20 protein-coding genes and 1 pseudogene are annotated in these 19,983 nt (G+C 61.6%); 10 read left to right on the top strand and 11 right to left on the bottom strand.

What is annotated here, in order from left to right:
* The first annotated feature begins 153 nt into the window (after positions 1 to 153).
* Positions 154 to 1,809, top strand: a complete 1,656-nt coding sequence (locus NKI99_RS13600) for an acyl-CoA synthetase (RefSeq protein WP_352611111.1) — start codon at positions 154 to 156, stop codon at positions 1,807 to 1,809.
* Positions 1,810 to 1,919: 110 nt separating this feature from the next.
* Here NKI99_RS13600 and NKI99_RS13595 read toward each other — a convergent pair whose 3' ends face one another.
* Together NKI99_RS13595 and NKI99_RS13590 are read right to left on the bottom strand one after the other, a co-directional pair.
* Positions 1,920 to 2,132, bottom strand: coding sequence for a tautomerase family protein (locus NKI99_RS13595; RefSeq protein WP_352611109.1), 213 nt, complete (start codon positions 2,130 to 2,132; stop codon positions 1,920 to 1,922).
* 95 nt (positions 2,133 to 2,227) lie between these two features.
* Entirely contained in the window at positions 2,228 to 2,968 is a 741-nt protein-coding gene (locus tag NKI99_RS13590; RefSeq protein WP_352611107.1) for an SDR family oxidoreductase, read from the bottom strand.
* A gap of 99 nt (positions 2,969 to 3,067) precedes the next feature.
* Between NKI99_RS13590 and NKI99_RS13585 the strand changes: the two genes are divergently transcribed.
* Positions 3,068 to 3,961 carry a LysR family transcriptional regulator gene (locus NKI99_RS13585; RefSeq protein WP_352611105.1) on the top strand — a complete coding sequence of 298 codons (894 nt, stop codon included), beginning with the start codon at positions 3,068 to 3,070 and terminating at the stop codon, positions 3,959 to 3,961.
* A gap of 23 nt (positions 3,962 to 3,984) precedes the next feature.
* Here the strand turns inward: NKI99_RS13585 and NKI99_RS13580 are convergent, their stop codons facing one another.
* Both NKI99_RS13580 and NKI99_RS13575 read right to left on the bottom strand, forming a co-directional pair.
* Positions 3,985 to 5,217: a flavin-dependent oxidoreductase gene (locus NKI99_RS13580; protein WP_352611103.1), complete on the bottom strand. Its 1,233-nt coding sequence runs from the start codon at positions 5,215 to 5,217 to the stop codon at positions 3,985 to 3,987.
* 75 nt (positions 5,218 to 5,292) lie between these two features.
* Entirely contained in the window at positions 5,293 to 5,469 is a 177-nt protein-coding gene (locus NKI99_RS13575; RefSeq protein WP_023813351.1) for a hypothetical protein, read from the bottom strand.
* Positions 5,470 to 5,553: 84 nt separating this feature from the next.
* On the opposite strand from NKI99_RS13575, the gene NKI99_RS13570 reads away from it, so the two are divergent.
* The 5 genes from NKI99_RS13570 (at position 5,554) to NKI99_RS13550 (ending at position 10,673) form a co-directional block, all read left to right on the top strand.
* Positions 5,554 to 6,579 (top strand): GlxA family transcriptional regulator, encoded by a 1,026-nt coding sequence (locus NKI99_RS13570; RefSeq protein ID WP_352611101.1) that lies wholly within the window; start codon positions 5,554 to 5,556, stop codon positions 6,577 to 6,579.
* A gap of 184 nt (positions 6,580 to 6,763) precedes the next feature.
* Positions 6,764 to 7,624 carry an FAD binding domain-containing protein gene (locus NKI99_RS13565; RefSeq protein WP_352611099.1) on the top strand — a complete coding sequence of 287 codons (861 nt, stop codon included), beginning with the start codon at positions 6,764 to 6,766 and terminating at the stop codon, positions 7,622 to 7,624.
* Positions 7,624 to 8,100, top strand: coding sequence for a (2Fe-2S)-binding protein (locus NKI99_RS13560; protein WP_023813348.1), 477 nt, complete (start codon positions 7,624 to 7,626; stop codon positions 8,098 to 8,100). Before NKI99_RS13565 ends, NKI99_RS13560 begins: the two co-directional genes overlap by 1 nt.
* Before the next feature lies 1 nt (position 8,101).
* On the top strand, positions 8,102 to 10,363 hold the full coding sequence (locus NKI99_RS13555) for a xanthine dehydrogenase family protein molybdopterin-binding subunit (protein ID WP_352611097.1): 2,262 nt from the start codon (positions 8,102 to 8,104) through the stop codon (positions 10,361 to 10,363).
* Between the two features lie 64 nt (positions 10,364 to 10,427).
* Positions 10,428 to 10,673 carry a MoaD/ThiS family protein gene (locus NKI99_RS13550; protein WP_013530645.1) on the top strand — a complete coding sequence of 82 codons (246 nt, stop codon included), beginning with the start codon at positions 10,428 to 10,430 and terminating at the stop codon, positions 10,671 to 10,673.
* A gap of 8 nt (positions 10,674 to 10,681) precedes the next feature.
* Here the strand turns inward: NKI99_RS13550 and NKI99_RS13545 are convergent, their stop codons facing one another.
* Positions 10,682 to 10,870: a hypothetical protein gene (locus tag NKI99_RS13545; RefSeq protein WP_352611095.1), complete on the bottom strand. Its 189-nt coding sequence runs from the start codon at positions 10,868 to 10,870 to the stop codon at positions 10,682 to 10,684.
* Between the two features lie 429 nt (positions 10,871 to 11,299).
* Between NKI99_RS13545 and NKI99_RS13540 the strand changes: the two genes are divergently transcribed.
* Together NKI99_RS13540 and NKI99_RS13535 are read left to right on the top strand one after the other, a co-directional pair.
* Positions 11,300 to 12,292: a HamA C-terminal domain-containing protein gene (locus NKI99_RS13540; RefSeq protein WP_352611093.1), complete on the top strand. Its 993-nt coding sequence runs from the start codon at positions 11,300 to 11,302 to the stop codon at positions 12,290 to 12,292.
* On the top strand, positions 12,289 to 14,820 hold the full coding sequence (locus NKI99_RS13535) for a DEAD/DEAH box helicase (RefSeq protein ID WP_352611091.1): 2,532 nt from the start codon (positions 12,289 to 12,291) through the stop codon (positions 14,818 to 14,820). The genes NKI99_RS13540 and NKI99_RS13535 overlap by 4 nt, the downstream gene beginning before the upstream one ends.
* A 138-nt stretch (positions 14,821 to 14,958) precedes the next feature.
* On the opposite strand, the gene NKI99_RS13530 is transcribed toward NKI99_RS13535, so the two are convergent.
* The 5 genes and pseudogenes from NKI99_RS13530 to NKI99_RS13510 form a co-directional block, all read right to left on the bottom strand.
* The gene (locus tag NKI99_RS13530) at positions 14,959 to 15,804 is read right to left on the bottom strand and encodes a helix-turn-helix domain-containing protein (RefSeq protein WP_352611089.1); all 846 of its coding nucleotides are present in this window, start codon (positions 15,802 to 15,804) and stop codon (positions 14,959 to 14,961) included.
* Positions 15,805 to 15,808: 4 nt separating this feature from the next.
* Positions 15,809 to 16,459: a ComF family protein gene (locus tag NKI99_RS13525; RefSeq protein WP_352611087.1), complete on the bottom strand. Its 651-nt coding sequence runs from the start codon at positions 16,457 to 16,459 to the stop codon at positions 15,809 to 15,811.
* A 154-nt stretch (positions 16,460 to 16,613) separates the two neighbouring features.
* Positions 16,614 to 16,713: pseudogene (locus NKI99_RS13520) on the bottom strand (ABC transporter permease); the annotation flags it as partial.
* A gap of 121 nt (positions 16,714 to 16,834) precedes the next feature.
* Positions 16,835 to 17,047, bottom strand: a complete 213-nt coding sequence (locus NKI99_RS13515; protein WP_352611085.1) for a hypothetical protein — start codon at positions 17,045 to 17,047, stop codon at positions 16,835 to 16,837.
* Between the two features lie 67 nt (positions 17,048 to 17,114).
* Entirely contained in the window at positions 17,115 to 17,471 is a 357-nt protein-coding gene (locus NKI99_RS13510; protein ID WP_352611083.1) for a hypothetical protein, read from the bottom strand.
* A 251-nt stretch (positions 17,472 to 17,722) separates the two neighbouring features.
* Here NKI99_RS13510 and NKI99_RS13505 point away from each other — a divergent pair, with 251 nt between their 5' ends.
* Positions 17,723 to 18,163, top strand: a complete 441-nt coding sequence (locus NKI99_RS13505) for a lipid-binding SYLF domain-containing protein (protein ID WP_352611082.1) — start codon at positions 17,723 to 17,725, stop codon at positions 18,161 to 18,163.
* Between the two features lie 3 nt (positions 18,164 to 18,166).
* Here the strand turns inward: NKI99_RS13505 and NKI99_RS13500 are convergent, their stop codons facing one another.
* Entirely contained in the window at positions 18,167 to 19,789 is a 1,623-nt protein-coding gene (locus tag NKI99_RS13500) for an ABC-F family ATP-binding cassette domain-containing protein (RefSeq protein ID WP_127267001.1), read from the bottom strand.
* Positions 19,790 to 19,983: the final 194 nt, after the last annotated feature.

Below are 19,983 nucleotides of genomic sequence, written 5' to 3'. Positions count from 1 at the left end.
CGGGGGAGATGCCCGGCAGGGCAGAGGGGGGTGTTCAAGCACCAACCTTCCCACCCACCAACTTTCGCCGCATCGACCACAACCACAATTTCGGGCAAGCTCGCACCCGACAGCGCCGCATGGGGAGATGCGGCGCCGCCAGGGAGGACTGCCATGACCAATACACCGGCGCTGCCGCGCTATACCGATGCCATTGCACGCTTTCGCATCGACGATGAGATCGCAAGACTTCACGGCGATCCCGCGACGGGCATCAACGCCTGCATCGAATGCTGCGATCGCCATACCGGCCAGAACCGGCTGGCGCTGCGCGCCATCTCCGCCGGTGGCGAGCTGCGGGAGTTCAGCTTCGACGATCTCAAGGAGATGTCGGCGCGCGTCGGCAACATGCTGAAAGCGGCTGGCGTCGGCTCCGGCGACATCGTCGCCGGCATGCTGCCGCGCATTCCCGAACTGGTGGCGCTCATCCTCGGCACCTGGCGCATCGGCGCGGTCTACCAGCCGCTGTTCACCGCCTTTGGCCCCAAGGCCATCGACCACCGGCTCAGGACCAGCGGCGCGAAGCTCGTCGTCACCAACATTGCCAATCGCGGCAAACTCGACCAGGTGGAGGATTGCCCTCGGGTTGCAACCATCCTTGCCCCAGGCGAAGCCCTGCCGGCCGGCGATATCGATTTCCGCGCCGACTTCGCCGCCGCCTCGCCTGACTGCCAGCCGGTGATGCGCAAGGGCGACGATTTGTTCATGATGATGTCGACCTCGGGCACGACAGGTTTCCCCAAGGGCGTTCCGGTGCCGCTCAGCGCGCTGCTGGCCTTCGGCGCCTATATGCGCGATGCCATCGGGCTGCGGCCCGCCGACGTCTTCTGGAACATCGCCGATCCCGGCTGGGCCTACGGCCTCTATTACGCCATAACAGGCCCGCTGCTGCTTGGCATCGCCACGACCTTCAACGAGGGCGCCTTCACCGCCAGGAGCACCTACGACATCATCGAGCGCCTCGGCGTCACCAGCCTTGCCGGCTCGCCCACCGCCTTCCGCCTGCTGCTGGCCGAAGGACCCGAGGCCGCCGCCCGCGTCAAGGGCCGCCTGCGTGTGGTGAGCAGCGCCGGCGAGCCGCTCAACCCGGAGGTGATCCGCTGGTTCGACGCTCATCTCGCCGCCGCCATCCACGACCATTACGGCCAGACCGAGAACGGCATGATGGTCAACAACCATCACGGCCTGTCGCACCCCGTACGCCACGGCTCGGCCGGCTTTGCCATGCCGGGCTACCGCGTCGTCGTGCTCGACGAGGCCGGCAACGAGCTTAGCCCCAACCAGCCCGGCATTCTCGCCGTCGACATCGCCAACTCGCCGCTGCGCTGGTTCGGCGGCTATCATCAGGCCGAAACCCCTGCCATTGCGGGTGGCTATTACCGCACCGGCGACACGGTCGAGTTCGAGCCCGACGGTTCGATCTCCTTCATCGGCCGCGCCGACGACGTCATCACCTCGGCCGGCTACCGCATCGGCCCGTTCGACGTCGAAAGCGCGCTGCTCGAGCATCCGGCGGTCAACGAGGCAGCGGTCGTCGGCGTGCCCGATCCGCAGCGCACCGAAATCGTCAAGGCCTTCGTCGTTCTGGCGCCCGCCTTTCGAGGCAGCGAGGCGCTGGCCGAGGAACTGGCGCAGCATGTCCGCAAGCGCCTCTCGGCCCACGCCTATCCGCGCGAGGTCGAGTTCGTCAGCGAGTTGCCGAAGACGCCGAGCGGCAAGATTCAAAGGTTTCTGTTGCGGAAGGCGGAGGTGGAGAAACGGAAGGGGTGACGGGGCGAAGGATGCGGCTTCATTCCAGCTTGGGTTCCTCGCCCCGCAAAGCGGAGAGGTGGCTCGGCGAAGCCGAGACGGAGGACTTCAGTGGTGACGTGGGCAAACGCCTACTCCCTGGCGCAATAGGGGTCCGGCACGACAAACACTTCGTCGGCCCGGCCATAGCCGCCATCGGCGACCTCCTCCACCAGCACCATCGTGTAAGGGCGAACGCCCTCGCCGAAAAAGTCGACGAACATGGCGGTCGTGCGATGGATGAGGTCTTCCTTCTGCGCCTTGGAAAGCGCGGCCTGCGGTATCTTGATGTTGGCGAATGGCATGGTGGCTTCCTTGCTGTGTGAGGTGGGTTTCAGGCTTTGGGATGGAGCACTTCGGCGAAGCTGCTGGAAGCGCCGGTGATCAAGATTGTCTATCCTCAGACCACCCCGCCATTGGCGCGGATGATTTGTCCGTTGACCCAGCCGCTGTCCGGTCCGGCCAGGAACGAGACCAGCCCGGCAATGTCGTCGGGCTGGCCGAGCCGGCCGAGCGGGATCATCTTGCCGATGGCCTCGATCTGGGCCTCGCTCTTGCCGTCCGTGAACAGCGCCGTCTCGATCGGTCCGGGCGCCACCGCGTTGACGGTGATGCGGCGCGCGCCAAGCTCCTTGGCCAGGATGTGGGTCATTGCCTCGACGCCTGCCTTGGTGGCGGCGTAGACGCCGTAGCCCGGCTGGTAGAGACCGACGACGCTGCTGGAAAAATTGACGATGCGGCCGCCGTCGCGAAGCCGGCGCGCGCCTTCCCGCATGCCACGGAACACGCCGCCGAGATTGATCGCGACCTGCGTGTCGAACGAGGCGTCATCGGTCTGCGCGACCGGCGACGTCTTCATGACGCCGGCATTGTTGACGAGGATGTCGATGCCGCCGAACGCCTTCTCGCCGGCGTCGAACAGCGCCGCTATGCCGGCCGGATCGGCGATATCGGCCTGTACGGCGATCGCCTTGCCGCCGCCGGCTTCGATGGCGCGCACAAGCTCCTCGGCCTCCGCGCGTCCCCGTGCATAGTTGACGACGACGGCAACGCCGTCGCGGGCGAGCCGCTGCGCGATCGCGGCTCCGATGCCCTTGGAGGCGCCGGTCACGATCGCCGTTCTGGTTTGATCATTTGTCATGGAAGTGTCTCCGCTTGATCACACGGATATAGGCCGGCCCGCTTTCCGGATAATCAGCCACCTATTGACATCACTATTCGGAAACTGCGAACAAAGGCCATGGATCGACTGGACACGATGCGGCTCTTCGTTCGCGTTCTGGAGCGGCGCAGCTTCACCGCTGCCGCAGCCGATCTCGGCCTGCCGCGTTCAACGGCGACGGAAGCCATCCGGCGACTGGAAGAGCATCTCGGCGCGCGGCTTCTGGAACGAACGACGCGGCAGGTGAACGCCACCCAGGACGGCGAAGCCTACTATCGGCGCTGCCTGTCGATCCTGGCCGAAATCGAGGATGCGGAGGCCGCCTTTCGCAATGCCGAGCCTTTCGGCCTGCTGCGCATCGATGCCAGCACGCTGCTCACCCGCACATTCCTGTTGCCGCGCCTGCCGGAGTTCCTCGACCGCTATGCCAGAATCGACCTGCAGATCGGCCAAAGCGACCGGCTGGTCGATCTCGTGCGTGAAGGCGTCGACTGTGTCATCCGCGTCGGCGAGCTACCCGACAGCGGCATGATCATGCGGCGGCTGGCTGTCATCCGCGAGATCACCTGCGCCAGCCGTGGCTATCTCGAACGCCACGGCACGCCCGCCTCCCCCGATGCGCTCGACGGTCACCAGGCGGTGGGCTTTGTTTCGTCGCGCACTGGCGAGACCCTTCCGTTCGAATTCACCGTCGCCGGCAATATCCGTGAGGTGCGGCTGCCCGGCCGCGTCGCCGCCAACAATTCCGACACCGCCGCCGATCTGGCGCGGCTTGGCCTCGGCCTCATCCAGGCGCCGCGCTATCGCTTCGAAAAGGATCTGGCGGATGGGACACTCGTCGAGGTGCTGGCCGACTATCCGCCCTCGCCAACGCCGCTGTCGGCGCTCTACCCGCAGAACCGTCAGCTCTCGCCACGCCTGCGCGTCTTCCTCGACTGGGCCTCGCGCATCTTCGCCGAGGCCGATCTCTAGGGCGCAAAAACGCCCGCTCCCGGTCAATTCGGTTTTGCAAACCCGGCCAGGGACGCATAGCCGCGTACCACGCTCTTGCGTTCTTCGCGCGAAGCGACGGCGTCGATGTCATCAAAGCCATGCGGCGCCCGGGCCTCGACCAAGTCTATGACCGCTTCCGGCCCGCCTTGCCGATTGGCCAGCACGATGGCCGATGTGGCCGGCCGCCGCTCCCCATCATATCGCGCGAGCGCGGCTTCGACGGTTGGTCCCGCGGCCAGATGCATCGCGAGGCAACCGGCGTCGAGTATTGCCTGGCTGGCTCCGTTCGACCCGACCGGATACATGGGATGCGCCGCATCGCCGAGCAGCGTCACCCGCCCGAACGACCATCGCGGCAGCGGGTCGCGGTCGCAGTTCGGATATTCGTAGAAGCCATCCGTTGCCTGGATGATCGAGGCAGGGTCGACAAAATCAAGCTGAAACCGGTCGCGCACGAAGGGCAGCACATCGTCGATCACGCCCGGGCGGCTCCAGTCGCCGGGACGCAGCGGTGATGTGCCGCTATCACCGGTATTGGCCATCACCGCCCAGTTCGTCAGCCTGGTCTCCGGCTCTTCGCGATCCGGTTCGATCGGATAATACACGAACTTGGCGAAATTGCCGCCGGCAACCGCCATGGTGCGCCCGTCGCGCCAGACCGGCCATGGCGTGGCGCCGCGCCACAGCATCGTGCCGTTCCAGATCGGCGGCCCTTCTTCGGGATAGAGCACGGCCCTGACGGCGGAATGGATCCCGTCAGCGCCTATGAGCAGGTCGCCATGCGCCTCGCCTCGCGAACCGTCATGCCGGCGGAAATGCGCCACGACCCCGCCTTCGCTCTGCTCGAAGGCATCGACAAGGCTTGCCGTATTGATGATGTCGCCGCCAAGCCTGCTCACCACGGCCCTGTGGATCAGCCCCAGCAGTCTGCCGCGATGAATGCTGATTTGCGGAACCTCATAGCCGGCATCGATGCCGCGCAATTCCTGCCATACGATCTGGCCGAAGCGGTTGGTGTAGACAAGCTCGCGTGTCCTCACCCCCTCCGCGTCGAGCGCCGGCATCAGCCCAAGCCCGGCCAACTCCTTGACAGCGTGCGGGAGCATGTTGATGCCGACGCCAAGTTCGCGGATGTCGTCGGCCCGCTCGAACAGTTCGACCTCGATGCCTGCCCCATGCAGGAACAGAGCAGTGGTGAGGCCGCCGATGCCGGCCCCGGCGATCAATGCTTTCATCAGTCACTCCCTTGCTGTGAAAGATCGGTGCTCGCAGGACGGCCACACACCCGCCGTCGCTTCAGCACGGCATCGTCACCGCGATGCGCCCGACCCGGGATATTCGAGTTGCATGGCGACGAAGTCGGCCGTGCGGGCACCGTGGCTGGCGCTAGCAAGCGCCCTGTGGGCCAGTTGGCGTAGCAATCCGTGCTCCGCCACGACAAGGCCGGCGGCACCGGCACTGCTCCACAAGGCAAGTCGCCAGCTCATGGGGTCCGATCTCCAGATGGCTTGACGACGAGGGTATCGGCGTTACGTTTCGTCCGACATGACATAAATCGGGCGAATACTGCCATGCGCAGGCAAGTTGCCGTCGTCGTTCACCCCGGTTTCCAGCTTCTGGATGCGGCTGGGCCGACTACAGTCTTCGAGATTGCGGAGCGCTGCCGCCCGGACAGCTATGAGCTGGTTTTGCTGGCGCCCGGCGGCGGCGACGTTGAAAGCTCTTCGGGTCTGAAGCTCCTCACCAGGCCTCTGCGCGACGGCCCTTTCGACACCGTTATCGTATCGGGCGGCGAAATCATCCGCTCCATGGAGGCGATGGACGAGATCGTCGCCTGGTTGAGGCGCGTCTCGGCGCGGCGCATCAGCAGCGTCTGCACGGGCGCGTACCTGCTGGCAAAGGCGGGATTGCTCGACGGCCGCCGCGCGACCACGCACTGGGCCAGCAGCGACGACTTCCACCGCCGCTACCCGAAGGTCAGGCTGGATGCCGAGCGTATTTTCATCAGGGATGGCGACATCTGGACGTCGGCCGGCATCTCGGCCGGAATAGACCTGGCGCTCGCCCTCGTCGAAGATGACCTTGGCGCTGAGGTGGCGCGCCGCACCGCGCAGCAGATCGTCGTGCACCAGCGCCGGCCGGGCGGCCAGTCGCAATTCTCGGCCTTCGTCGAGCTGGGCGGGCGAACCGGGCGCTTTGCCGCGCTGATCGAATGGGTGCGGGCAAACCTGGCCGAACCGCTGACCGTCGAATGCCTGGCCGATCACGCGGCCATGAGTCCCCGCAACTTCGCCCGCGCCTTCACCGCCGAGACCGGCGTCACGCCGGCAAAAGCCGTAGAGCGCATGCGCCTTGAGACGGCCCGAACGGCGATCGAGACCAGCCATCTCCCGCTTGAGCGCATCGCCGAAACCGCCGGTTTTGGCGATCCCGGCCGCATGCGGCGCGCCTTCCTGCGTACCCTTGGCCAGCCGCCGCAGGCGTTTCGGGCGGCTGCCGAACACAGGGGCTTCAGCCGGGGCGGCCAGGCAGCGGCTCTGCCCGGCCTAAAGGCCGTTCCGGTCCAAAGGCGGACAAAAGCGAATGAGCGCACTTGATCCACAACCGAAGTTTCACGAAACTCGTCTCAAAGCCGGTTGCTGCCATTCAGTGCGCCACTTTCGGTCTGTTGGACTGGATATTGCGGCGCCTGGCCCAATCGCCGCAGATGAGGAACCGGATGGCCATTATGAGGAGACTGTTTATAACGGTCGCTGAAATCGCGATGACCAAGGGGAGACGATGCGCTACATACGTCCGCTTTCAATAGAAGATGCCGTTGGCCAGTTGGCCGGGTCGGCTGGTACGGCCGCCATCCTTGCGGGAGGCAGCGACCTCCTGGTCAGAATGAAGGGCGGCTTTGCCGAACCAGAGTTGATCGTCGACATCAAGGCGATCGACGGCTTGAGCGAAATCCGGGAAACGGCTGAAGGCTTCAGCATCGGCGCCGCGGTTCCCTGCGCCGTCCTGGGAGAGAACACCGCCCTCAAAAAGGCATGGCCCGGTGTCGTCGAGGCGGCCAAGCTGATCGGCTCGAAGCAGGTGCAGGGACGCTGCACCATCGTGGGCAATCTCTGCAACGCCTCGCCGGCTGCCGACAGCGTGCCGGCGCTGGTTGCCGCCGGCGCCAAGGCAGTGGTCGTCGGGCCGGCGGGCAGGCGCACTGTCCCCGTGCAGAGCGTGCCGACCGCGCCGGGCAAGACGTCGCTCGCCAAAGGCGAGATCATCGAGGCGATCCTGCTCGACAGCCAAGCGCCGCGCTCGGGCGATGCCTATCTGCGTTTCATTCCACGCACCGAAATGGACATCGCGGTGGTCAGCGCCGGCGTGAACCTGACGCTCGATGAGCACGGTGTGGTCAAATCGGCCCGCGTGGCGCTGGGCGCCGTGGCGGCGACGGTGCTTCTGGTCGAAGAGGCGGCGGAGGTGCTCATCGGCTCCAGGCTGGACGAAGCGACGCTGGAGCGGCTCGCCAAGGTTTGCGCGGGGGCATGCCGTCCCATCGACGACAAGCGCGGCACCATCGAATTCAGAAGAAAAGTTGCGGGCGTGCTGGCCAAGCGGGCCGCCACGACCGCCTATGCACGTGCGGGAGGCAAATAATGGCTGGAGTTGCGGTTTCAACGACAATCAACGGCGACGCTGTCGAGTATCTTTGCCAGCCGGACGAGACGCTGCTCGATGTCCTGCGCGATCGGCTGGGGCTGACGGGCGCCAAGGAAGGCTGCGGCACCGGCGACTGCGGCGCCTGCAGCATCATCCTCGACGACCGGCTGGTGTGCTCATGTCTGGTGCTCGGCGCCGAGGCTGAAGGCCGCCGCGTCGAGACCATCGAGGGCATGGCCCATGGCGATACGCTGCACCCGCTGCAGCAGAAGTTCCTCGAGCATGCGGCGCTGCAATGCGGCATCTGCACGCCGGGCTTCCTGATCGCGGCCAAGGACCTTTTGGCCAAGAACCCCGACCCGACCGAGGAAGAAATCCGCTTCGGCCTCGCCGGGAACCTGTGCCGCTGCACCGGCTACGACAAGATCGTGCGCGCCGTCCAGGACGCGGCCATCGTGATGAAGGGAGCCTGAGATGAATTTCGATCCACGTTTTTCCGGACGTAAATTCACCTCCGTCGGCACGCGTCCGATCCGTCCCGACGGCATCGACAAGGTGACGGGCCGCGCGCGCTACGGCGCCGACTTCAACATGGCCGGCCAACTGGTCGGGCGTGTTCTCAGAAGCCCGCACGCCCACGCCAGGATCGTGAAGATCGACATTTCGAAGGCGGAAAGGCTCGCCGGCGTCAAGGCGGTGATCACCGCGGCCGACCTGCCGGACCTCACCGATGGCGATGCCGCCATGTACGACGTCCTCGACAATTGCATGGCGCGCACGAAAGCGCTCTATGACGGCCACGCGGTGGCCGCGGTCGCCGCGATCGACGCCCGCACCGCCAGGCAGGCGCTGAAGCTCATCGAGATTGAATACGAGCTTTTGCCGCATGTCACCGATGTCGACGAGGCGGCGAAGCACACGGCGCCCTTGATCAATGATGCCATCTTCACCGAGGGCCTTGAGGAAAAGCCGGTAAAACCCTCCAACGTCACCAAGCGCAGCCAGTTTGGCCACGGCGATGTCCATCAGGGTTTCGGCCACGCCGACTTCATCGTCGAGCGCTCCTTCAAGACCGAGCAGACGCACCAGGGCTATATCGAGCCGCATGCCTGCGTGGCCAATTTCAGCTCGGACGGCACCGCCGACCTTTGGGTGTGCACGCAGGGCCATTTCGTCTACCGCCAGCACTGCGCCCAGCTGCTTGGCATGGAAGCCTCGAAACTGCGCGTCACCTCCTCGGAGATCGGCGGCGGTTTTGGCGGCAAGACCCATGTCTGGGCCGAGCCGGTGGCGCTGGCGCTGTCGCGCAAGGCAGGCCGGCCGGTGAAGCTGGTGATGACCCGCGACGAGGTGTTCCGCGCCTCGGGCCCGACCAGCGCCACCTCGATCGACGTGAAGATCGGCGCCCGCAAGGACGGCACGATCACCGCCGCCGAAGCGACGCTGCGCTACAGCTGCGGCCCGTATGCCGGCTCCTGGGCCGAGATCGGCGCCATGACGGCCTTCGCCTGCTACAAGCTCGATAACGTCAAGACGGTCGGCTACGAAGTGCTGGTCAACCGGCCGAAGACCGCGGCCTATCGCGCGCCTTCGGCGCCGATGGCGGCGTTTGCGGTGGAAAGCACGGTCGACGAGCTGGCCAAGAAGATCGGCATGGACCCGGTCGACTTCCGGATCAGGAACGCCGCGCAGGAAGGCACACGGTCCTCCTACGGCCCGGTCTACGGCCCGATCGGCATCGGCCCGACGCTCGAGGCGGTGAAGAGCCATCCGCACATGAAGGCGCCGCTCGGCCCGAACCAGGGCCGCGGCATGGCTTGCGGCTTCTGGTTCAACTTTGGCGGCCAGACCTGCACCGACCTCAACATCGGCATGGACGGCTCGGTCTCGCTGGCCGTCGGCACGGTCGACGTCGGCGGTTCGCGCGCGTCGCTGTCGCTGGTGGCGGCGGAGGAACTCGGCATCGACTATTCCCAGGTCAAGGCAATCGTCGCCGACACCTCCAGCCTCGGCTACAACGACATGACGGACGGCAGCCGCGGCACCTTCTCGTCTTCCATGGCGACGATCTCGGCCGCCCGCAATGCGATTCTGATCCTGCGCGAACGCGCTGCGCAGATGTGGGATATTGCCGTCGACGACGTGGTCTGGGAACAGGGCCACGCGATTGCCAAGGGCGAGAAGCACGGCAATCTCGGCAAGCTGTCGCTGAAGGAGATCGCGGTCGAATCGGGCAAGACCGGCGGACCGATCGCCGGCCACAGCGAGCTCGTCGCCGATGGCGCCGGCGTCTCCTTCGCCACCCATATCTGCGATATCGAGGTCGATCCCGAGACCGGCGCCACCAGGGTCATCCGCTACACGGTGGTGCAGGATGCCGGCAAGGCGGTGCACCCGACCTATGTCGAGGGACAGTACCAGGGCGGTGCCGCGCAAGGCATCGGCTGGGCGCTCAACGAGGAGTATATCTACGGCAAGGACGGGCGGCTGCAGAACGCCGGCTTCCTCGACTACCGCATCCCGGTCTGCTCGGACCTGCCGATGATCGACACGCAGATCCTCGAAATCCCCAACCCCAACCATCCCTATGGGGTGCGCGGGGTCGGCGAGACGTCGATCGTGCCGCCGCTGGCGGCGATCGCCAACGCGGTGTCGAACGCCGCGGGCGTGCGCATGACCCACATCCCGATGTCGCCGCCACGCATCCTGGCGGCGATCGAGGCGGCTAGAGCATGATGCCGAAAAGTGCGAGGCGGTTTTCGGATAACATCATGCTCCATCCCGAATAGGGGTCTCGCGAATGGTCGAAGTAACGCTCTGGGGCTCGCTCGCCGCGACCGCCGGAGGCAACAGCAAGGTCGAGATCGAGGCCAAGGACATAAGGGAACTGTTCAGGAAGCTGGCTGAACAGTATCCCGGCCTCGAGCCCTTGATCGACAAAGGCATCGCGGTTGCGATCGACGGGACGATCTATAGGGATACGTGGTCGAAGAAGCTGCCGCAGGGAGCGGAGATTTTTTTGTTGCCGAGGCTGGCGGGGGGGTGAGCGAACACTTACCGTTCCTCGATAATCCGCAAATAAGCCGCCGTTACGAACCGCACGATTGTCACCTCCGGCATCTGCAGGATCGACAGCAGCGTCGCCAGCATGATGAGGATCAGTGCGTCGATGATACTGCCGGTGTGTAGTCGCCTCGGCCTCCGACCGAGTTGCCGCTGGGCGCCAGCAACGACGTCGTGCATGACGCGAGGGGCGGCCGGACTTTCGCAAGACCTGCAGGCAGGCAAGGCGATGGAGGCGGAGGGGGTAGCGATGTGAGGGGGATGGGTAAGAGCAGAACACCACTGAATCGGCGAGAGGCGACAACTCAGCAATGTCTCTAGTGTGCAATAAACACTGACGTTCATTCCGCTCAAGAAGCCACTCAACTGTTAGGCGTCATTCCAGGCTTCTCAAGCCAGGATGAACTCGGCAAATTGATACAAATCCTCCGCTTATTGGCCCCACGTTCGCCCGGATTACGCTTGAGCCAACAAAGCATCCATTCTGTTGTCGTCGTGACACAGCAGGCTCTTGATCCTGTGCACCACTAAATTGGTCTCGCCCACTTGCATTTGATACTAACAAAGCCCCAACGTGCGTGAATTCACTGGATTGATTTGCGGGACAACGTGACGGCAATCGAGAATGCAGAGTATGAGGCTTTGGATTTGGAGGTCGCTCTTGCAGGTCTGCGGCGTGATTACTCGAAATTATTACCGCGCCTTCGGGCACTCGAACACACCGTCCAGTGCGAATGTGAAGGTGTAGTCCTGCGACTGCATTTTCCGGCGTTCCGACAGGGAAAGGCTACCGTCCACGAACTCGTAGATGCCGTCGTTCATTTTTTAACATCCTTCGCGTTGCCGCGATCAGACGTTAAGGCCGTCGACGACCTCTACGGCAAAGTGAGCGTGGACGATTTTAAATTTAAGATCTCGCAGCTTTCGGAATCCGCAAAGGCGCTCTTCAAACGCGCCAATGAAGCCACCAACCGTAGTGGCGAAGCCGGCGAGCTGCTCTTGTACCTATTGACTGAGTGGGTTTTGGACGCGCCGCAGTTGGTTGCGAAAATGTCCCTAAAGACCAACCGAGAGATGCCCGTACATGGCTCGGATGGTATCCATGTGCGTTATTCTGCCGAGCAATCACGGCTGCTCTTATATTGGGGAGAGTCGAAACTCTATTCGGACGTCGGCGACGCGATAGCCGCAGCAATTTCATCAATCACAGACGCGTTGGAGCCCGCTAAAATGCAGCACGAGATTGAGCTTGTGCAGCGGAATATCGATTTTTCCGGCCTGAATGACGCAAGTAAATCGGCCATCCTCAAATATCTTGACCCTTACGACGACGCTTACAATGAACGCCATGACGTGACGACCTGTCTGCTTGGTTTCAATTTTGACGCCTTTCAAGCACTGGCGTCGACACAACCCGAGAAGACCGACGCTGAGTTCGTAAAACTCGCGGAAGCGAAGTTGAAGGATTTGGCACCCAAGCTGGCACAGACCATCAAGGCGGCGAATCTGGTCAACCGTCCCATAGAGATTTTCTTCTTCCCAGTGCCTTCGGTCCAGGAATTGCGCGATCTGTTTCAGGCCAAGATCGGCTGGAAATCATGACCCTGGAGCTAATCGAGAAGGTTTGGAGCAACGCGAACTTTCATGAGGCTTCACGCCGCATCGAGCTAGCGTGGCTGCGCAAGGAACTCGGTGCCAAGGAGATCATCGTCACTGCAGAGGAAGCAAGCAAGCTAATCCGCGCCGCTGCGATTCTCTCATGCTCGAGCGACCAGCGGCACCGCAAGACGGCATTCCGCGTGGCGACCTGTACGTATGAACTTTTTGGCGCATCGACACTCCCGTTGGACCAGGCGCTTCGTGTTGTCCTCGCGCGGCTTGGGAATTTTCCGTCGTTTAGCACGCGGTCGGAAGTTGCCCATGCCCGGCCGTCACTGCCACTGATTCTAGCCGCCGAAGAGATTGCCTCAGCCGACGGGCGCGAAATCGCCGTCAATCAGCAGAAGATCTATCTCACCGATTTTCAGCACGACCTATGGACGAGCCTTGTAGCCAGAAAACGGATTGCACTGGCCGCACCCACGTCTGCCGGAAAATCTTACGTTCTGCAAAATTACCTATCGTCGCTCTTCGCTGCTGACCGACCCCAATCCGTTGTGTACCTCGTGCCTACACGTGCGCTCATCGGCCAAGTGGCAGAAGATCTCGCTACTCAATTCCAAGGTTTCGCTGGCCAGGTTCCGGATATCGTCACGATCCCGATTGACGCGGAAACGGCGCTTCCGACTCGAGCGATTTACGTCATGACACAGGAGCGCATTCAACTTGCGCTTGCGGCTCATCCCGATTTCAATATGCATGTGGTAGTGGTCGACGAGGCTCACTCCATCGCAGATGGAGCTCGCGGGGTTCTTCTTCAGTGGGTCATTGACGACTTGCTGGCTCGCAATCCCGAGACTCAGATACTTTTTGCTAGCCCCAGCATTCGAAACCTCGGTGTCTTTGCTCGACTGTTCGGCCTGCCAAACGTGGTTGAATTCATGTCGGTCGAGCCCACCGTCGCGCAGAACTTTCTTACCTTAAAAATCGACTCTGCGACTAAGGGCCGAATAGTTGTCCATACCATCGGCGACGGGTCTGCAGCACCTGTCGAAGTAATCAGCCTCCAGTTAAATCAAACGATTGCGAGCCGCGTGGAGAAGCTGGTGCACGTTGCTGCTCGGTTTGGACTCGGCCAATCGAATATCGTTTACGCCAATGGCGCCGCAGAGGCAGAGAAGATAGCGATTCAGCTGGCGGACCTCTTCTCTGATCGGGAGCCCACCACGGAGCAGCTAGCTTTGGCCGAACTTGCCAAGGAGGCGGTTCACCCGAATTATGTCCTTGTGGAATGCGTCAAACGGGGCATCGCTTTTCACTATTCGAACATCCCGACGCAGCTTCGCCGAGCCGTGGAAGCCGCTGTTTCTTCTGGCTATATCGACTACCTAGTATGTACCAGTACGCTTCTTCAAGGCGTCAATCTGCCTGCCAAGAACATTTTCATGTACGCCCCCGAGAAAGGACGTACCAACGCGCTTGAATCCACCGATTTTTGGAACCTCTCCGGCCGTGCCGGTCGCCTGCGGCGCGAATTCCAAGGCAATATTTTTCTCATCGACTACGCCAATTGGAAGAAGAAACCTTTGGATGGTCCGAAGGATTCCATTGTCGTCCCGGCTATCGAGACCAGCGTGAGGGAGCATGAGGCACAGCTTGTCACTGTCATTATTGATCAGGTAGCAGCCGGTCTGAGAGATCAACCCGATCTTGAGACTGCCTTCGGGCGCCTCTATTCCGACCACAAGCGCGGCGAACTATCCACCACGTTTGCACGAATTGGCATTGCTGCAGACGGTCCTGAGGCCCGGGCCTTGTCAGCTGCACTAATGGCGGCCGAAGCTATGGTGTCCATTCCGGCCGAGATATTGCGCCGCACGCCCAACATTTCGGCGCACAAGCAGCAGCGTCTCTTTGCCCGTCTCAAGGTGACTGTTGGCCAGGGCGTCGATGCAGCGAAGACTCTCATTCCGCGTCACCCGCGTGAAAGCGAAGCCTTCCAGTCATACGCGGGTATTCTTGAGCTGTGCCATGAGATCATTCTTGGAATCGACACGTCGAAAGGCTTACATCGTTTTCATGCTCTTATGGCGATCAAATGGATGCGAGGATTGCCCCTTCCGCAGATCATCGACGAACAAATCAAACGCGACGCCAAGAAGGCTCCGCAGACCATTATTCGTAACACGCTCGATCTGATCGAGACCGAAATTCGGTTTCAGGCGGTTCGCTTGTTCGGCTGCTACAGCGCTCTCCTGGTACATGCGCTCGACAGTGCAGGAATGGTCGACCTCGTAGCGAGCATCCCGTCGCTTCCTCTCTATCTAGAAGTCGGAGCATCCGACAAGACAATGATCAGTTTCATTGCGCTTGGGCTTTCGCGAGTCACCGCGATGAAGCTCAACGAGCTTTCCGCGCGGAAGGATCTCGACGTCGCAGCCGCCCTTCAATGGCTAAGGACCCGACCACCCGACAGCCTTGGCCTATCGCCGCTTCTGTTGGCTGAAGTTAGCGCGATCGTTGCGATATGAATCCCATCGTTCCGATGGCCGGAAGCGATCACCAGTGACTACAGAACCGCCTTTCCAGACGTCAGCCCCTTCGGGCATCTCATGTCTGCGCGGGGCGATATGCAGGGAGCGGTCGCTATTTTTTGCGACAGGAATAGTTCATGCTGCTACGCGAACTTCGATGTGCAGGCCGGCAGCCGCGACCATGTTAACAAGCGAATCAAGACCAAACACCCCGGTCTTGTGACGCAAGAGGTCAGAAATGCGTGGTTGCGTAACACCAAGTTTGCGTGCAGCCTCTGCTTGCGTCCATCCCTGCGCCTTAACATGTTTTTCGATGGCTTCCATCAAAGTAGATCGAAGCTTCATGTTTGCGGTGCGTGCCAGATCTGCGTCTTCCACTGCAGGCGTGACGGCTATATCAGGCTTTTGATTGGATTGATTTTCTTCCATAGCCAAAGAGAATTGCTGCGGTGAGATGGCCGCGATTTTTGAGGAAAGTCCGATTTTTTCCTCGGCCTTTGCGCGAGCATGGTCCGACATGAACGAAAGTAAATGATTTAGTCCATCAACATTAGATACGGTAATAAATTCCTTATTTTTGTTGACAAAAACAACAGATTTTTTCTCTTCCCTAATTAATTCGACTACGTTACTCAGCGTTCCTGTGCTCTTGCAATCCCAAATCATGAGGCCATAATTGCTGGCATGAGCCATTTCCAGGTCTTTTGCGGTATAGAACGCTCTACTGCCGGGCGTTGCCTTCGAATAGACATTATTAATAGGCCAGTCGGCAAGATTATTTCGGGGACGATCGCCACTGCAATAAACTTTTACTCGTTTTGCTCCGTAAGCAAGAAGGCATTCTTGGATAGAAGAATCTGCGCCGTCAGCATCGCCGACGACAATGTCTAGGTCTGAAGCGACGATTTTTTCAATCCGCGCTTTGACCTTCTCATGAAGCCTGCTGATAGCGATCGATCCTGCAATGAATACAGTGGTCATGGGCTTACTTCCACGTAACGGCGGCTGCATAGATTTGGCCAATTTTTGGGTAGGTTCGAAGGACCTGGCAGACCGCATCCATAGTTGCACCAGTGTCAAATAAGTCGTCGAGCAGCAAAGCGTTCCAACGGCCCTCGTTTGTTATGCTGGGATTTATAGAAAACCGTCCTTGCAGGGCTGCGTCCTTTTCCTCCCTGGTATTCATATTTTTGAGTTGTGGGCTTCCCTCCGGCGTCTCGGCCTTTACCACGACGCTGTTGAAGACCGGAATATTCGTGAGTTTACCGAGCTCGTTGGCGATCTCATTGACAGGCTGGCGAGCCCGGACAGTCGATGCAGGCATAGGAATGATTAGCCCGACATTCTGGAAAAGAGGCAGCAACGAGGTTTGGACTTGCGCAGCGATCGGGCCAACCTGCGCCCAATCACTGCGATACTTGAGCTTGAAGAGGGCTTCGCCTGGTTCGGAGCGCGTCGTATCAAACTGAGCATGACCGTATGCGTCATCGCCCAAATAGACACTCGAAAGGGTGTGCTTGTGCAGCGCATACCCCAGGTTCCAACTTCCGTTTAGCTGCTTCAACTGAACTTGCATCCGCTGCGGATCCTTAGCCTGCTCAGCTAGGAACGCCCAGCGACCGTTCAAGGTATACAAAATATTGTATCTCTCGCCAACAAGGTTGCTGCAAAACTCACAAGTTTCGCAACCGGGTTGGCGTCGCCGAAATCTTGCGTGAGGCCGCTGCTCCGAACAATTTAGAGCCTGCCACGGGTCGGAGGCAGTTATCCGTCTGGGGCCCGTTCGCCCCCTACCTTTCCTCGACAATCCTCAAATAAGCTGCCGTCACGAACAGCACGATCAGCACAAACAGGATCCGCCTGCAGGATGGTCAGCAGGGTCGTCAGCACCGGGAAATTCACGCCGAGGTGACGGGCGCCGCGAGGGGGACTCAGCCCGTGAAGGCTTCGAATGTGTCCCTGGAGGTCAGCATCGCCTGGCCCTTGAACGAGATCGAGAAATCACAAGCCGCTACTGGCCTTTGTCATTCTTGACCGGAATATCGCCATCAACCTTGTTGAAGCCACTCTCGATGCTTTTGACGATCCTGTCGACGTAGCGCAGGCTGCTCTTGACGGAGAGACTATCGTTGCTGGCCAGCTGCTGCACGAGGCATTGGAGCTTCGGGGCGTCGCCGATGCTTTGCAGCCGCGCTTCAACGGCCTCGGGGCTGGTGCGCGCCAACGGCCCCTATCCATCACTCGCGCGCTCCGCAGCCCCGGCGCCTTTTGCCCGGAAGGCGCCGCCAAGGCTATGGATACTTCGTTGGCGGTACGCCAGGGTTCAAATCGCCCTGCAGTTCCTTCGGCAGCGGCAAGCTTGAACATTGCAGGTGCACTTCCCGGGCGAACAGCTTTCGTTGCTTCTGCTCATGCTCCTTGATAGCTGCGACGAGCCCCATCGAGTATGGACCAAGCAAGACGCCGAAACCCCATCCCGGATGCTCTTTCTCGCGAGCCTCGTAATCCGAAGCCGCCCTGCGGGCCTGCTGGCATGCCGGCGAAGCCCATTTCTGGTCCTGCTGCGAAAGCGACGCCTCATAGTCGACCGGGGAGGCTGCGCATCCGGCCACTGCCGCAGTCAATGCGAGGCAGATTGCGATTCTCATCCGAAGCCTCTCCTGAGCCTTGTGAAGGGCCTGCATAGACCTCTTCATCCCACAAGGCGATAGCTGCGGTCGGGCGCCTTCCCCACCCTCCGCAACCTGCCGTCTTCTCCCCGGCCCTCCAGCCGCCGGATTCGATCCATGCTGGAACCAAATCGCGGGGCCTGGAACCAAATCACGGGCGAGACTGTTCAGTTGTAACTTTGATCCCACGCTGCGGCCGGGCAAAGCGGCGACATTGAGGAGTTCTCACCATGAAGATTTCATCCGGATTTCGTTCCATCGCGGTGGCCGCCATCGCTACCGCGAGCATCGGCTTTTCCAGCGCCGCGCATGCCGACAGCGGCACGATCCGCTTCGCCATCTACAAGGCGGCCTTCTTCGTCGGCGGCTCCGGAGGCGAAGGAACGCTGACCTTCCATGGCCGTCGCTATCCCATCTCGGTCGGCGGCGTCTCGGGCGGTCTCGCCTTCGGCGTCTCCAAGACCTACTTCCAAGGTACCGTGCGCCACATCAAACGTGCACGGGATGTGACCGGGGTCTATGGTGCGGCGGGGGGTGGCGGCGCGCTTGGCAAAGGGGCTCAGGTGATCGTCATGAGCAATGACAAGGGCGCCCGGCTCGAATTGACGGGCAGGCAGGTCGGCCTGCAGGTCAATGCCGACCTTAGTGGTATGAGCATCTCGCTGCGGTAAGGGCTAGCTCCTCAACCCCGGCGCTTCCTGCCCCGTCCGCTCGACATATTCCGTATAGCCGCCGCCATAGGTGTGGATGCCTTCGGGCGTCAGTTCCAGCACGCGATTGGACAGCGCGGCGAGAAAATGCCGGTCGTGCGAGACGAAAAGCATGGTGCCCTCGTACTGCGACAATGCCGTGATCAGCATCTCCTTGGTGGCGATGTCGAGATGGTTGGTCGGCTCGTCCAGCACCAGAAGGTTGGGCGGATCGAACAGCATCAGCGCCATCACCAGCCGCGCCTTCTCGCCGCCTGACAGCACGCGGCATTTCTTCTCGATCTCGTCGCCGGAAAAACCGAAGCAGCCGGCAAGTGCCCTGAGCGGCGCCTGGCCGGCTTGCGGAAACGCGTCCTCCAGTGTCTGAAACACAGTGCGCTCGCCTTCCAGCACTTCCATCGCGTGCTGGGCGAAATAACCCATTTTGACACTTGGCCCGCGCGCGACCGTGCCGGTGTCGGGCTCGGAAGCGCCGGCGACCAGCTTCAAGAGCGTCGACTTGCCGGCGCCGTTGACGCCCATGATGCACCAGCGCTCGCGGCGGCGAACCTGGAAGTCGAGCCCCTCATAGATGGAGCGGCTGCCATAGCCCTTGTGGACGTTCTTCAGCGTGACCACGTCCTCGCCGCAGCGCGGCGCCGGCAGAAAATCGAAGGATACGGTCTGGCGGCGCTTGGGCGGCTCGACGCGGTCGATCTTGTCCAGCTTCTTCACCCGGCTCTGCACCTGCGCGGCATGCGAGGCGCGCGCCTTGAAGCGCTCGATGAAGGCGATCTCCTTGGCCAGCATCGCCTGCTGGCGCTCGAACTGTGCCTGCTGCTGCTTGTCGGCGATCGCGCGTTGCTGCTGGTAGAATTCGTAGTTTCCGGAATAGGCGGTCAGCGAACCGGCGTCTATCTCGACCACCTTGTTGACGATGCGGTTCATGAACTCGCGATCGTGCGAGGTCATCAGCAGCGCGCCGTCATAATTTTTCAGGAAGGATTCCAGCCAGATCAGGCTTTCCAGGTCGAGATGGTTGCTTGGCTCATCGAGCAACATGGCGTCGGGCCGCATGAGCAGAATACGCGCTAGCGCCACGCGCATCTTCCAGCCGCCGGAGAGCTTTCCGACATCGCCGTCCATCATCTCCTGCGAAAAGCCGAGACCGTCCAGCACTTCGCGGGCGCGGCCATCCAGCGCATAACCGTCGAGTTCCTCGAAGCGGTGCTGAGCCTCGCCATATTTTTCGATGATCTCGTCCATCTGGTCGGCCTGGTCGGGATCGGCCATGGCTGCCTCGAGCGCTGCCATCTCGGCCGCGACTTCGCTTACCGGCCCGGCACCGTTCATCACTTCGGCCACGGCGCTGTGGCCTTCCATGTCGCCGACATCCTGGCTGAAATAGCCGATGGTGACGCCGCGATCGACCTGCACCTGGCCTTCGTCGGGCTGCTCCTGGCCGGTGATCATGCGAAACAGCGTCGTCTTGCCGGCGCCGTTCGGCCCGACGAGGCCGACCTTCTCGCCCTTCTGCAGCGACGCCGACGCTTCGATGAAGACAAGCTGACGGCCGTTCTGCTTGCTGATGCTTTCAAGTCTGATCATGCGGTGTCCGGGCTATATGCTGCGTGAAAGGATTTGCCCGGCGCCTTACGCGAAGGATGGCCGCAAAGAAAGAGGCGCAAGCGCCGCATACAGCCGATCTCCCCCCTCGTGGCAGGGCTATCGCATATGGATTCTTGCGAAGAAGAACCCCCACCCTAACCCTCCCCACAAGGGGGAGGGAACGCTGCCGCGTG

Source organism: Mesorhizobium sp. M0239 (assembly GCF_040321815.1).
Lineage (GTDB): Bacteria > Pseudomonadota > Alphaproteobacteria > Rhizobiales > Rhizobiaceae > Mesorhizobium.
Note: the sequence above shows the minus strand (reverse complement) of the source record. Positions and strands in the feature narration are given on the sequence as shown.

Excerpts from the sequence above, each read along its gene's own strand:
- NKI99_RS13600 (WP_352611111.1), top strand. The coding sequence starts at position 154 with ATGACCAATACACCGGCGCTGCCGCGCTATACCGATGCCATTGCACGC.
- NKI99_RS13595 (WP_352611109.1), bottom strand. The coding sequence starts at position 2,132 with ATGCCATTCGCCAACATCAAGATACCGCAGGCCGCGCTTTCCAAGGCG.
- NKI99_RS13590 (WP_352611107.1), bottom strand. The coding sequence starts at position 2,968 with ATGACAAATGATCAAACCAGAACGGCGATCGTGACCGGCGCCTCCAAG.
- NKI99_RS13585 (WP_352611105.1), top strand. The coding sequence starts at position 3,068 with ATGGATCGACTGGACACGATGCGGCTCTTCGTTCGCGTTCTGGAGCGG.
- NKI99_RS13580 (WP_352611103.1), bottom strand. The coding sequence starts at position 5,217 with ATGAAAGCATTGATCGCCGGGGCCGGCATCGGCGGCCTCACCACTGCT.
- NKI99_RS13575 (WP_023813351.1), bottom strand. The coding sequence starts at position 5,469 with ATGAGCTGGCGACTTGCCTTGTGGAGCAGTGCCGGTGCCGCCGGCCTT.
- NKI99_RS13570 (WP_352611101.1), top strand. The coding sequence starts at position 5,554 with ATGCGCAGGCAAGTTGCCGTCGTCGTTCACCCCGGTTTCCAGCTTCTG.
- NKI99_RS13565 (WP_352611099.1), top strand. The coding sequence starts at position 6,764 with ATGCGCTACATACGTCCGCTTTCAATAGAAGATGCCGTTGGCCAGTTG.
- NKI99_RS13560 (WP_023813348.1), top strand. The coding sequence starts at position 7,624 with ATGGCTGGAGTTGCGGTTTCAACGACAATCAACGGCGACGCTGTCGAG.
- NKI99_RS13555 (WP_352611097.1), top strand. The coding sequence starts at position 8,102 with ATGAATTTCGATCCACGTTTTTCCGGACGTAAATTCACCTCCGTCGGC.
- NKI99_RS13550 (WP_013530645.1), top strand. The coding sequence starts at position 10,428 with ATGGTCGAAGTAACGCTCTGGGGCTCGCTCGCCGCGACCGCCGGAGGC.
- NKI99_RS13545 (WP_352611095.1), bottom strand. The coding sequence starts at position 10,870 with ATGCACGACGTCGTTGCTGGCGCCCAGCGGCAACTCGGTCGGAGGCCG.
- NKI99_RS13535 (WP_352611091.1), top strand. The coding sequence starts at position 12,289 with ATGACCCTGGAGCTAATCGAGAAGGTTTGGAGCAACGCGAACTTTCAT.
- NKI99_RS13530 (WP_352611089.1), bottom strand. The coding sequence starts at position 15,804 with ATGACCACTGTATTCATTGCAGGATCGATCGCTATCAGCAGGCTTCAT.
- NKI99_RS13510 (WP_352611083.1), bottom strand. The coding sequence starts at position 17,471 with ATGAGAATCGCAATCTGCCTCGCATTGACTGCGGCAGTGGCCGGATGC.
- NKI99_RS13505 (WP_352611082.1), top strand. The coding sequence starts at position 17,723 with ATGAAGATTTCATCCGGATTTCGTTCCATCGCGGTGGCCGCCATCGCT.
- NKI99_RS13500 (WP_127267001.1), bottom strand. The coding sequence starts at position 19,789 with ATGATCAGACTTGAAAGCATCAGCAAGCAGAACGGCCGTCAGCTTGTC.